Source organism: Actinoplanes lutulentus, from assembly GCF_003259845.1.
GTDB classification, from domain to species: Bacteria; Actinomycetota; Actinomycetes; order Mycobacteriales; family Micromonosporaceae; genus Actinoplanes; species Actinoplanes lutulentus.
On record NZ_QLMJ01000009.1, the window covers coordinates 273762 to 286429 of the forward strand.

A 12668-nucleotide genomic window follows, 5' to 3' on the forward strand; every position below is an offset into this window, starting at 1 on the left:
GGAGAACCGGCATGAGCTCGATGACCGGAGCACGGTACGTGGTGGAGACCGCAGCCGAGCGTCTTGCCCGCGAGCAACGCCAGGAGTGGGAACGCTACGTCGCGGCGCGGGGCGAGGTCGAGGCGTTACGGGCCGAGGCGCAGGCATACCGGTCGGTCTACGGCGACCGGATCGCCAAGGTGCCGGCCGGGAAGGCCGCCAAGCCCGGTCAGTCACCGGCCCGGATCGCGGCGGCCACCGGCGAGCTGCGCGAACTCGTCCGGCGCGAGCGGGAGACGCTGCGGGCGTCGGTGGGTGCGGCGTCCCGCAGCGACGTGAGCGGGCTGCTCGCCGCCTCCGGTGCGGCGGCGTCCGTCACCGCGACGCGGACCTGGGACGACTCGGTGGTCACGCCGGCCGCCGACGCCCCGGCGGTGGGTACCGCAATGCCATCGGACCGTCCAGCGGGAGTGGACGCCGAGCCGGATTCGGGTGCTGTGGATCGTACCGAAAAAGTGATCGCACGCCGCCGCGCCGCCGCCGAGCGTGCCGCCGACCTGGTTTCCCGCCTGCCGGCGGCGACGCCGGGCGAGACGCGCGCGGCCTGCGCGGAGGCCGCCGCCGAGATCGCGGGTGGGGCAACCGACGGCCGCGCGCGGTTGTTGCTCGTCGATCTGGAGAAGAGGGTACGCGCCGAGCAGCGCACCGATGAGCAGGTGGAACGCGTCAGGCGTGAGCTGCTCGCGGTGGCCGCGCCGCTGGAGACGGTGACCGGTGACGAGCCCGCAAAGCTGCGTGCTCGCATCGGACGGCTGATCGAGCAGCGTGTCACCGGCGTGCCGGACGGCCTGCGTGCCGAGGCCGATGCGGCACTGGACCGGGCGGACAAGGCGCGCCGCCGCCGAGCCGTCGCGAACGCCATGCGCACTCAGCTCGCTGACCTCGGATACCAGGTCGCCGAGGGTTTCGAGACCGGGCTCGCCGATTCCGGGGTGGCGTTCGCGGCGATGGGCGATCGGGGCGGGTACGGAGTGAAGGTGCTGCTCGACCCGGACCAGCCGGTGATCCGGACGCAGGTGGTCCGGGCCGCGAGCACCCACGCGGCGCAGGCCGACGACATCGGCGCGGAGCGCAAGTTCTGCGACGACTACGACGTGATGACCCGCCGCATGCGCAAGCAGGGCGTCGAGGTCGCCGAGGCGGCCCGGCAGGCTCCGGGCAAACGGCCGGTGCAGGCGGTCGCCGACGAGTTCGTCCCGGCCCGGGCCGCCTCCGGCGCCCGGCAGCAACAGCAGAGGGAGCAAAAGCTGTGAACCCCGAACCGGACGGTACGTCCGTGCCGTTGCCCGCCTGGCTGCGCGAGATCGACCTGGCGCTCTGCGCACACCCGCAGATCCTGCTCACCGGCAACGTCCGCGACCTGTACCGGCTGCCCGACCCGGCGCACGACGGCATGGTCCGCTTCATGGTGCTGACCGAGGCGGTGTGGAGCGTCGCGCAGGCCCGTGGTTACGGCGCGCTGCTCACCTACTCCAACGGTGTCGGGGTGGAGATCAGCCACCACATCCCGGAGGGCGGTCTGCAGGCCGCCCAGGCGGTGCTGCGCGAGGCCGACGTGGAAGCCGGCCGGCCGCTGCACATGACCCAGGTCCGCGACCTGGTGACCGCGGTGACCGACCTGGCCCGCCGCCGCCAGAACGGACCGCCGATCGCGCTGGTGCTCAGCGACGCGGCCCGGCTCTTCACCGGTGACCTGCAGCTCTCTCCGGACGAGCGGCTCTTCCTGGCGACCGCGGACCGGCTCGCCTACCGGGCCACCCCGGTCGGCAACGGGTACAACACGGTGTTCTGGGTGCTCGACCGCGAGCACGACCTGCCGGCCTGGTTCGCCAGCGGCAACCACACGCTGCGCATCACCGGCATCCCGGAGCCCGATCTCACGGCCCGGCTGGAGACCGCGTCCGACCTGGTGGCGGTCCTGCCGGACGTGTCGCCGGACATCGACGAGCGCCAGATCGTCATCCGGCGGTTCGCGGAGGCCAGCCACGGGATGCGGATCCGCAGCATGCGCGACGTGGTCCGGCTCGCGCGCGCGGCGGGCATCCCCGGCAGCCGGGTCGACGACGCGGTCCGCGCGTTCCGGGTCGGCGTGCCGGACAACCCCTGGCAGAGCGCCGGACTGCGCGACCGGTTGCGCGCCGCCGATAAGGAACTCGGCAACCGGGTGCTCGGGCAGCCCGACGCGGTCCGCCGGGTGCTCGACATCCTCGCCCGCTCAGCCACCGGCCTCTCCGGCGCGCACACCGGCGGGCAGAGCAAGCCGCGCGGCGTGCTGTTCTTCGCCGGGCCCACCGGCGTCGGCAAGACCGAGCTCGCCAAGGCGCTCGCCGAGCTGCTCTTCGGTGACGAGAACGCGTACCTGCGCTTCGACATGTCGGAGTTCTCCGCCGAGCACTCCGAGGCGCGGCTCATCGGCGCGCCGCCGGGCTTCATCGGCCACGACGCCGGTGGCGAGCTGACCAACGGAATCCGTCAGCAGCCGTTCCGGGTCGTGCTCTTCGACGAGATCGAGAAGGCGCACACGAAGCTGCTCGACAAGTTCCTGCAGATCCTCGACGACGGCCGGCTCACCGACGGGCGCGGCGGCACCGTGTACTTCACCGAGGCGCTCATCGTCTTCACCACGAACCTCGGCATCATCGTGCCGGGCGAGGACAACAAACCCGTCGAGAACGTCACCGACGAGCAGGAGCTTCCGGAGATCGAGGAGCGGGTCCGGCAGTACATCGAGATCTTCTTCCGGCATTTGATCGGCCGGCCCGAGCTCTACAACCGCGTCGAACAGAGCATCGTCGTCTTCGACTTCCTGCGTCCCGAGGCGGCTCTGGAGATCGCCGACCGGGCCATCGGGCGGGTCGCCGACGCGGTCCGCCGCAACTTCGGCACCGAGCTGCAGTTCAGCGATGAGGCCCGCGAGCAGCTGCTGCAGGAAGCCACGTTCAACCTGCGCAACGGTGGCCGGGGCATCGTCGCCGCGATGGAGAGCACGCTGCTCAACCCGCTCGCCCGGGAACTGTTCGCCCACCCGCCGGAGCCCGGGCGGACGCTGCGGGTCGCCTCGATCGAGCGCCAGGGCCAGAACTACGAGCTGGTGATGGAGTGAAGCTGCGGCTGGCCCGTACGCACCATCCGGTCACCACGCTCGGGCCGGGCCGCCGGATCGGGATCTGGGTGCAGGGCTGTGGCATCGGCTGCCCCGGCTGCGTCGCCCGCGATACATGGGTCGCCGAGCCGCGGCACGACGTGGAAGTCGCCGACGTGCTCGCCTGGTGTGCCCGGCACATCGGCGACGCCGCCGGGGTCACCATCACCGGCGGCGAGCCGTCCGAGCAGCCGGCGGCGCTGGCCGAGCTGGTGCACGGGCTGCACGCGCTGAACGACGACTGGGACGTGCTCTGTTACACCGGCGTGGAGTTCGACGAGTTCGAGCGGCGCTGCCCGGAGGCCCTCACCGGCATCGACGCGCTGATCACCGGGCCGTTCCGGATCACCGAGCCGACCGATCTGGTCTGGCGTGGCTCGGCCAACCAGAGGCTCATCCCGTGCTCGGAGCGGGGCGAACAGCGCTACCGCCGATGGGCGCTCGCCGAGCGGGACCGGCCGGAGCTGCAACTGCAGGTCGGCGACGAGAGGGTCTGGATGATCGGCATCCCGGGCCGCGGCGACCTGGCCCGGCTGCAGCGCGTGCTTCGTGACCAGGGCATCGAACTGGAAGGCGTGTCATGGCGTCCCTGATCTGTCCCCTTCACGGACCACAGCGGACCGGCGGCTCGATGTGCACCGAACCCGGCTGCATGGAGTTCCTGATGCCCGCGCCGGCGGCCATCGCCGATCCGGTCTGCCCGGTGCCCGGCTGCGGCAACCAGCTCGATCCGGACGGCACCTGCCCGCTGCACAACCTCGACCTGGCGGCCGAAGCCGATGTTTACGCCGACCCGGCCCGGTTCCAGCTCGATTTCCCGTTCGGGCCGATACCGATCGGCAGCAGCGAACTGCGGATCGGCCGCTCCGAGGAGTTCGGCGCGATCGCCGAGTCCCTGCGTGACTACGACAAGGTGTCCCGCCAGCACGCCGTCCTCTGGATCGAGGACGGCGACTTGTTCGTCCGCGACCTCGGCTCCACCAACGGCACGTTCGTCAACGACCGCCGGCTCACCGACGACGACCGGCGGCGTCTGCAGGAGGGCGACGAGGTGCGCTTCGCCAGCGTGCTCCGGGTCCGGGTCCGCCGATCGGCGGCGGCATGACCGGGGTACGGGTCGCCGCGCTCACCGAGTGCGGCGCGGTCCGCACCGACAACCAGGACGCCGTCCTCGCCCTGGGCTGGATCAGCCAGGCCGCCCGCCCGCGCGTCGTCGAGCTGGCCACCGACGGCGAACCCCCGCTGCTCCTCGCGGTCGCCGACGGCCTCGGCGGCCACAACGCCGGCGCCCTCGCGAGCCGCCTCGCCGCCGCCGAACTCGCCACCCGCCATCCCGGATGGGACTCGCCGGAGGCGGTGCACGCGGGGCTGATCGCGGCCGGGGAGACGCTGCATTACACCGGGGCGCGGGCGGCGGCCACCGCCGGTATGCGTACCACCGTGGCGGGCGTGCTGGTGACGGCGGACGCGGTGGGCGTGTTCAACGTGGGGGACAGCCGCGTCTACCGGATCACCGACGGCTACCTGGAGCAGCTCACCGTCGACCACGCCTCCGGCCGGTCGACGGTCACCCAGGCCCTCGGTGACCCGCCGGCCGACCCGCTCGACCCGTTCGTGCTGTTCACGCCGCGGGAGCCGGGTCGATACCTGCTCTGCACCGACGGGATCCACGGCGCCGTCGACGAGCGGATCCTGCGCAAGGCGTGCCGTCTCGAGGACTCCCGGGAACTGGTGGAGGCATTGCGGTCGGAGGCGTACGCGGCCGGCGCCCCGGACAACCTCTCCGTGCTCGTGGCCGACCTCACGACGTGAGATCACCACGGTTCGCCCAGTTCGCACTGCCGGTGTTCCTGGTCTTCGCCGCCGTTCCCGCCGGGGAGTTGCTCGGGCACGTCGGACCGGACGATCCGGTGCCGATCCTCGTCTCCGCGTCGACCTGGCACCCCGAGCGGGAGTCCTTGGAGGACTGGCTGGTGCCCCGGTTCCTGCTCCGCGCCGCCCTGGGTCTGGCCGGGGTCTGGTATCTCCTCACCGCCGCGCTGCTGGCGGCGTGCGGACGGCTTCCGCTGCGCCTGCTGGGCTTCCTCGACGACGTGTGTGACCGAGGGGTGTTGCGCCGGGTCGGGCCGGTCTACCACTTCCGGCATCCGTTTTTCGGCAGCCGGATCGGGTGGGGGGCCGGGGACGGCGGCCGCTCGGACGGGTTGTTGCGGGGGCGGTTCAGGAGGACTCGGCGTGCTGGTGGCTGAGCAGGCGTTCGCGGAGGCGGGCGTGGCGGAACTGGTAGGTGCCGCCGGACTGGCGCAGCAGGCCTCGCCGGTGGGCATCGGACAGGAACGGCATGAGGCGCCACGGGAGGTGGCCGCGCAGGGCGAGCCAGCAGCGGGCGATCGTGAAGCGGCCCCACGCGGTGAACAGCACGCTGGTCACCGCCGCGGCGGTGGCGACGGCCAGGCCGGCGGGGACGCTGATCAAGGCGGCCGCGGTGGCGCCGAGGATGCCGCCGCGGAGCACCGCGCGGGACAGGGCGGTGCGCCGGTCGGAGCGCAGCAGCTCGTCCGGGCCGGCCGCACCCACGTCGGCGGGGACGTCCAGCCAGACGTCGAGGGCGCGGGCCGCGGCGATCGCGCCACAGCCGGCCAGGGCGGCGAGCGGACCGGCGGTGAACCACAGGGCCACGGCCAGGGCGGTGCCGCCGGCCAGCCAGCCGAGCACGCCGGCGGTGGGCGCGCCGGTGCGGCCCCGGATCCAGAGCCCACGGGTACGCCGTATCCCGAGCCGTGCACCCGTCGGCACCATCGGCTGGTGGAGCACGACGAGCGCGGTCGCTGCCCCGCCGAGCACTCCGGTCCCCGCGGCGGCGAGCGGGCCGCCGCCGACGAACCAGGCTGTGGCCGCGAGTGTCACCGCGCCGATGAGTGCGCCGGTCGCGCCGAGCAGTGGCCGGGGGAGCGCGGTGGTCAGGCGCCACCACGCGATGTCGGCGGGCAGGTGGCCGGCCAGCCAGGTCAGCCATTCCCCGGCCGGCCGGGGGTCACCGGAGTAGGCCACCGGCACCGCCTGATCGAGCAGGTGTTCCTCCAGGTCACCGGGGGACCGGAAATCGAACAGCTCGGCCGGGTCCGCGCCGGTGTCGCTGTACGCCGCCCGTGCCAGCGACGTCATCAACGGGCTGGACAGCACCCCGGCGACCAGGCGGGCCGGCTCGTCCCCGGGCCCGGCGGTGAGCCGCCGCAGTACCGGATCCCAGCGGGTGGCCGGCGCGGCGCCGGCCGGCCGTGCGGTGAGCGGCAGGTACGCGGCCAGATCGGTGGCGGTCAGCGGCTGCAGGCGGACCACGGCGGCACCGGTGAGCACATCCCCGGCGCTGACCGCGGCCCGGTACGGCTCGGTCCGTGCCGCCAGCACGAACCCGGCCGGCTGGGGGAGCGCCGCGTTGAGCGCGAGCAGTGCCGTGGCCTGCGCCGCCGTTGGCAGTTCGTCGAGCCCGTCGAGCACCGGCAGGATGCGGTCGCCGGCGACCAGCGCGGCCGCCGCGGTACCGAAACCGCGATGCCCGGCGGACAGGGCCGGATAGCCGGCCGCGAGCCGCTCGGCGAGCCAGTCGGGGAAGCTCTGCCGGTCCGGGCTCCACGTGGTCAGCGACAGCAGCACCGGGACCGGCTCCTCCGCCTGACCGGTTTCGATCAGGTCGAGGAGCAGCCGGATCAGCAGCACGGACTTGCCGCTGCCCGCCTCACCGAGCACCACGAGCCGCCGCGACGGCACCCGCCGGAACACCGTGGTGATCTCGTCGAGCCGCCCGGCCAGGTCCAGGGCGGCGATGCCGGGTCCGCCGGCACGACGCACGTTGGCCCAGTGGTCCTGCACCCCGGCGGCGGGTTCGGGAACCGCCCAGCGGACCGGGATCGGCGCCGGGTCCTGCACCCGGCGGATGCGTTCCTCGGCGCGCCACTGCTCGCGGACCGCTTCCCGCAGTGCGGCGGCCTGCTCGCCGAGCGGCACGGCGGTGAACGATCCACGGGAGCGCAGCGCGGCGAGCAGGGTGGCCGCGCCGAGCACGAAACTGCCCACGCTGGCCAGCCTGTCCGCGGTGTCCAGACCGGACTGCCAGATCAGGGTTACGGCGATCGCGACGACGGCCGTGACGATGAACGGAATGAGGTTCCGATGGTTTCCCCGAGCCAGCCGCCGCACGGTTCCCATGATGGGGGTTCCGGGCAATCCGCGCTGCCCTCGTTCGACGCGGAGTTGCGGGAGGCGCACGCCGAGCTCGGCGGCGCCATCCAGGCCATTCAGGAGATTCCCGGCTTCGAGACCTTCCTGGCACCGGTCCGGTTCGCCGATGTCGCGGCGACCGCGGATCACCCGCTGGTGTACCTGGTGCCGTCCGAACGCTCCGGGCTGGCTCTCGTGGTGCGCGGTGACGAGATCGTGGACGTGCCGTTGCCGGGTCTCACCGACCGGCGGGTGCACGAGTGGGCGGAGCGGCATCGCGAGAACTTCCCGGCTTCTCGCAGCGTCTGGTCACGACATCTGGCCGGGCTGACGAACTGGCTGTGGGACGCGATGGCCGGCCCGCTGCTCGGCGCACTGCCGGCCGGCTCCCGGATCACCTTCATCCCGGCCGGGCACACCGGGCTGCTGCCGTTGCACGCCGCCCGTACCGCCGACGCGAGCCGGCCCTCCGGTCACCGTTACCTGATCGACGAGGTCACGCCCGGGTACACGCCGAACGCACGGGCGCTGGCTGCCGCGCGGGTGGTGGCCGCGGAGACCGTACCCCGGCGGCTTCTCGCGGTGACCGACCCGGAGGCCGCGCTCGCGGCCCGCTTGCCGCATTCCCGATGGGAAGGACAGGCCGCCGCGGCGGCCTTCCCGGTCAGCAAGATCTTGGTGGGTGCGGACGCCACGATCGATGCGGTACGCGCGGAGCTGCGTGAAGCCGACGCCGTTCACTTCGGTTGTCACGGTGTCGCCGACTCCGAACCGTTGCAGAGCGCCGTCCGTCTCGCCGGTGGCGCGTCCCTGCGGCTCGCCGATGTGCTGCCGTTGCGGTTGCGCCTGCGGCTGGCCGTGTTGTCGGCGTGCGACACGTTCGTGCCGGGCCGTGCCCTGCCGGACGAGGTGATCAACCTGCCGACCGGGTTGCTGCAGGCCGGCGTCGCCGGTGTGGTGGCGTCGATGTGGGCGATCGACGATCACGCGACCGCACTGCTCATGATCGAGTTCTACCGCCGGTGGGATCCGGCGCGGGACCCGGCGGTCGCGCTCGCCGAAGCACAGCGATGGCTGCGCGACGCCACCCCGGCCGGGGTCGAGGAGCACTGGGCCGCGGCGCTGGACGCGGGTGAGCGATGGCTGCCCGAGAAGGTGGCCGAAGCGCTGCTGAACGGCGTGTTCACGGCCGGTGACTCCGGCAGCCGGCCCTGGTCCGAGCCGGCGCTCTGGGCCGCCTTCACGTTCACCGGCGCGTGAGAGGCCGTCGATGAATCGTGACGAGGACGCGCTCCGCAAGGTCGCGGAGCAGGCTCGGGCCCAGCTGCCCGCGCTGCTGGAGAACGCGGGCGCGGCGGACCGGATCGCCCGGCTGCTGGACGACGCCCTGGCCCGCCCGTCCGGGCCGCTCAGCCAGCTCGCCCTGCACCGGGCGCTGCGCGCCGACCCGGGGCTGGAACGGTGGGCGCGGTCCGCGATGCGTGTCGCCGAGAGCCGGCTGCGCGCCGAGCCCGGTACCGCGCCGCCCGCCCGGTACCTCACCACCGCCATGCCGGCCCGTGCCCGCGGCGGCAAACGGCTCGCCCTGCACGCCGCGATCACCCTGGACGGAGGGCCGGGCAGCGTGCCGGCCCGGCCGTTTCCGATCCCGCCGTCCGGTGTGGACGTGCTGATCTCGGTGGCCTCCGAGACGCTGCTGTTCGAGAACGACGAGGTGCAGACGGTACGGGTACGCCCGGCCGCCGACTCGGAGACCGTGCTGTTCGTGGTGACGGCCCCGGCACCCGGACGGCATGAGCTCCGGGTACGCGCGTACGTCGCCAGCGGTGGCGGAGAGATCAGCGCGATGACGCGTACGCTCGTGGTTGATCCGGAAGGCTCGACCGAGACGCCGCGAACGCTGACCGCCCGGCTGGACCACCTCACCGCCGACCCGGACGGCGTCACGTTGCAGATCGACCGCGCGGCCGGCGGCCTGAAGTTCCGGGTGGTCGGCGCGGACATGCCGGCGGTGTTCTCGGCGGCCGCGCCGCCCGACATGATCCGCGACATCCTCGGTGACGCGCACCGGATGGCCACCGGCCGGACGTTGTTCGACTCGATGGGCGCGCGGCGGCGGCTCACGGACTGGGGCCTGACGATGTGGGACCTCCTGCCGGGTGAGGTGCGTGAGGAGGTCACCGGACGGCTGAAACGCGATGGCGTCACCGGGTTGACGCTGTGCACCGACGTGAGCGCGCTCCCGTGGGAGTTGCTCACCGACCCGTTGTCCGACGGCTTCCTCGTCGACCGGATGCCGCTGGTCCGGCAGACCGGCGCGCGGCCACCCGCCCGTGCCCTGACACTCGTCGATCCGGTGTTCGTGCACGGCAGCAACCCGCCGCCGGACGCTCAGGCCGAGATCCGGGCGGTGTACCGGCTGCTCACCGACCCGGGCGAGCCGGCACAGGTCATGCGTCAGCGCGACCTTCTGGAGCGCATCGACGCCGGTGACTTCAACCTGCTGCATCTGGCCTGCCATCAGACGCATCCGGAGACCGGGCAGGGTGGCGTCGCGATGAGTGACGGGCCGTTCCAGCCGGTGTCGCTGGCCCGCGCGGTGCGCAGTGCGGCGCTCGGCCGGCGCTGCCCACTGGTCTTCTTCAACGCGTGCCGCAGCGTGGACGGTGGGTCTTACGACACGGTGATGGGTGGTTGGGCGGAACAGTTCATGCGCGCCGGTGCCGGCGCGTTCGTCGGCTCGTCGTGGGCGGTGCGGTCGGAAACCGCGTTCGCATTCGCGTCGGCGTTCTACGAGAAGTTCGTCGCCGGTGTGCCGCTGGGTGCGGCCTCGCTCGCCGCCCGGCGTGCGGTGCGTGGTGACGACGCGGACCCGACCGGGCTCGCGTACGCCGTCTACGGGGATCCGTCGGCGGTGGTGGTGACCGGAGGGGAGCGGTAGTGGCGGGGCGGCCGGTGTTCGTGGTGCATGGGATCAGCAACCGTGATCCGTCGGTGCTGGAGGAACGGGTGGCGGCTCTGCGGGAGGCGGCGCTCGGGCGGTGGGACCTCCATCCGACCTTCTGGGGGGATCTGGGGGCGGCGCATCTCGGGGTGGATCTCGTGATGCCGCCGTCCGCTCGTGGCGGGCCGGTGGTCCGGGACTCCGCCGAGGGGCTCGCCGTCGTTCTCGAGGCGGTTGACGATCAGGAGGCCCGGGAGGCGATCGCCGAGGGGTGGGAGGAGACCCGGTGGTTGTCGCGTACCGAGGATCCCGCGGTGCTCGCTGAGGTGGGTGCCGTTCTCGCCGCGGCCGTTGCGGCGTCTTCTCCGGACGGCTACGTGGTCCGGGAGCCGGGGCGGATCCGGCGATTGATCGGGGAGCGGTTGCCGGAGCTCGATCGGGTCGCCGGTGCTGCGATCGGGTCGGCGGGGGAGCGGTTCTACACGTGGTTCCGTACGCGGCACGCCGAGTACGTCGCCAAGACGCTCGGGGACATCCTCGTGTACCAGCGGCACGGTGAGCAGATCCGGGCGCGGATCCGGTCGCAGATCGAGGCGGCCGTTCCGGGGGCCGGGCGGTCACCGGAGACCGCTGTGCATCTGGTCGGGCACAGTCTCGGTGCGGTGATCGCGCTGGATCTGGCCACCGCGGTGGACGAGCCGGTCTGGGTGTCTGGTCTGGTGACGTTCGGGTGCCAGTGGCCGTTGATTCACGTTGTCGATCCCCGGGCGGGGGTCGAGGCGTACCAGGGTTCGCCGGTTTCGCTGCCGCCCACTGTCGGCCGTTGGACCAACCTGTGGCATCCACTGGACCCGCTGGGATTTGTGGCGGGCCGCATCTTCTCAGGCGTCGAGGACATCCGGGTGGATTACCTGTTCTCCGAGGAGTTGTACGCCCACTCCGTTTACTGGACCCGTCCCGAGCTGGTGGCCGCCATGTCACAGACCTTCACCCGCCGCCCGTGACCGGACTCAGTACGGACCCACCACGAAGGCCGCCCCGCTGCTGATGATGGAAGGGCTGGCGGCGCCGGCTGCTCCGGTGTCGCCGTTGGCCACGACGGTCATGATGTAGGCGCCGTCCGGGACCACGCCGGAGGTGGGCGCGCTCGTCGTCGGGCTCAGCTGGGTCGCTGTCAGGTCGAGGTCGCAGATCAGTTCGGTGTCGCTGACCACGATGCCCACCGTGCACTCGGCCACGCCGCGGTTGGTGGCCGCGTCGTAGGCGCCGTCGACCAGGAAGACGTGCGGGTCGGAGCTGGTGGCGGCGGCCGCCGGGTCGAAGATCAGGGCGGAGAAGCCGGCGCCGGTCACCGAGACCGTCACCTGGGCGCCGGTGACACCCGTGCTCGGCGAGATGGTGATGCCGTTCGTGTACGCGAACGGGTACGTCGTCAGCGTGACCGGGTTGTTGTCCGGGTCGAGGCTGCTGACCGTGCCGCCCGGGGCCACCACGGTGAGGGCCAGGCCGGTGCCGGCCGCGCGTACGCCGGTGGTGGCGGTAAAGCTGTTGCCGTTCGACGCGACCCTGATGTTGGAGAGGGGTGCGCCGTCGATCGAGCCGGTGATCGCGGTGGTGACGGGGGAGAAGCCGGTGCCGTTCACGGTGATCGTCTGACCGCCGGCGGCGGGGCTGCTCGCCGGGCTGATCGAGGTGATGGTCGGACGCAGCGTGATCGTGTAGACCGACGTGGCGAGCAGGGTGCTGGTGGTCGTCGACTCGGTGTCGTAGACGCAGACGTACCACCGGGCCTGTGCCTGGGTGCCGGTCAGGACCAGGCCGGTCGGGTTGATGGAGTCACCCGGGTACGCCGCGGTCGGCACCTTGAACACGATCTTCCACGGCGTGATCCGCTTGACCTTGGCAAGCTCCGCGGTGAGCACCCCGGCGGTGGTGACCGCGGCCGGGCCGGCGATCTGGGTACGCGTCTGCGCCTTGAGCGCGCACCCGGTCGTCGCGGCCCCGACGAACTGGAACTGCACCACCGGGGTAACACTGCCGGCCGGGAACGGCGCGATCGCGGTGGGCGGGACCGATCCGACGATCGTGCCGCCGGCGCCGCTGGTTCCGTACGTCTTGCTCAGCGTCATCGCCACGGCGGCCGCCGACGCCGGTGAGCCGGCGCCCACCAGAACGGTGGCGGTCAGGACGACCGACGCGAGGACGGCACGGGTTATGCGGCGAATCATCGGATCTCCCCAGGGCCTGCCGGATCAGAGCTGATACCGCAAAACAGCGTAACGTTCACGTTGGTCCCGATTTGCGCATATCAGTGAACCCCGAACG

General features: G+C 72.6%; 11 protein-coding genes. 9 read left to right on the plus strand and 2 right to left on the minus strand.

What is annotated here, in order from left to right; translation table 11 throughout:
* The first annotated feature begins 11 nt into the window (after positions 1–11).
* From B0I29_RS21195 to B0I29_RS21220, 6 genes are all read left to right on the plus strand, one after another.
* On the plus strand, positions 12–1292 hold the full coding sequence (locus B0I29_RS21195) for a hypothetical protein (protein ID WP_111650757.1): 1281 nt from the start codon (positions 12–14) through the stop codon (positions 1290–1292).
* On the plus strand, positions 1289–3142 hold the full coding sequence (locus B0I29_RS21200; RefSeq protein WP_111650758.1) for an AAA family ATPase: 1854 nt from the start codon (positions 1289–1291) through the stop codon (positions 3140–3142). The genes B0I29_RS21195 and B0I29_RS21200 overlap by 4 nt, the downstream gene beginning before the upstream one ends.
* Positions 3139–3774, plus strand: coding sequence for a 4Fe-4S single cluster domain-containing protein (locus tag B0I29_RS21205; RefSeq protein WP_111650759.1), 636 nt, complete (start codon positions 3139–3141; stop codon positions 3772–3774). Before B0I29_RS21200 ends, B0I29_RS21205 begins: the two co-directional genes overlap by 4 nt.
* Before the next feature lie 71 nt (positions 3775–3845).
* Positions 3846–4286, plus strand: coding sequence for an FHA domain-containing protein (locus B0I29_RS21210; protein ID WP_181557904.1), 441 nt, complete (start codon positions 3846–3848; stop codon positions 4284–4286).
* Entirely contained in the window at positions 4283–4993 is a 711-nt protein-coding gene (locus B0I29_RS21215; RefSeq protein WP_111650761.1) for a PP2C family protein-serine/threonine phosphatase, read from the plus strand. Before B0I29_RS21210 ends, B0I29_RS21215 begins: the two co-directional genes overlap by 4 nt.
* Positions 4990–5430 (plus strand): hypothetical protein, encoded by a 441-nt coding sequence (locus tag B0I29_RS21220; protein ID WP_146616844.1) that lies wholly within the window; start codon positions 4990–4992, stop codon positions 5428–5430. Before B0I29_RS21215 ends, B0I29_RS21220 begins: the two co-directional genes overlap by 4 nt.
* Here the strand turns inward: B0I29_RS21220 and B0I29_RS21225 are convergent.
* A complete protein-coding gene (locus tag B0I29_RS21225) occupies positions 5402–7378 on the minus strand; it encodes an NACHT domain-containing protein (RefSeq protein WP_181557905.1) in 1977 nt (658 codons plus the stop codon). The two genes, B0I29_RS21220 and B0I29_RS21225, sit on opposite strands and share 29 nt — an antisense overlap.
* Here B0I29_RS21225 and B0I29_RS21230 point away from each other — a divergent pair.
* From B0I29_RS21230 to B0I29_RS21240, 3 genes are read left to right on the plus strand one after another with little or no spacing between them, the layout of a single operon-like run.
* Entirely contained in the window at positions 7352–8659 is a 1308-nt protein-coding gene (locus B0I29_RS21230) for a CHAT domain-containing protein (protein ID WP_111650821.1), read from the plus strand. The genes B0I29_RS21225 and B0I29_RS21230 overlap by 27 nt on opposite strands.
* 10 nt (positions 8660–8669) lie before the next feature.
* Positions 8670–10340 (plus strand): CHAT domain-containing protein, encoded by a 1671-nt coding sequence (locus B0I29_RS21235; protein WP_111650764.1) that lies wholly within the window; start codon positions 8670–8672, stop codon positions 10338–10340.
* A complete protein-coding gene (locus B0I29_RS21240) occupies positions 10340–11347 on the plus strand; it encodes a lipase family protein (protein ID WP_111650765.1) in 1008 nt (335 codons plus the stop codon). The genes B0I29_RS21235 and B0I29_RS21240 overlap by 1 nt, the downstream gene beginning before the upstream one ends.
* Positions 11348–11353: 6 nt before the next feature.
* On the opposite strand, the gene B0I29_RS21245 is transcribed toward B0I29_RS21240, so the two are convergent.
* Positions 11354–12571, minus strand: a complete 1218-nt coding sequence (locus B0I29_RS21245; RefSeq protein ID WP_111650766.1) for an IPT/TIG domain-containing protein — start codon at positions 12569–12571, stop codon at positions 11354–11356.
* Positions 12572–12668: the final 97 nt, after the last annotated feature.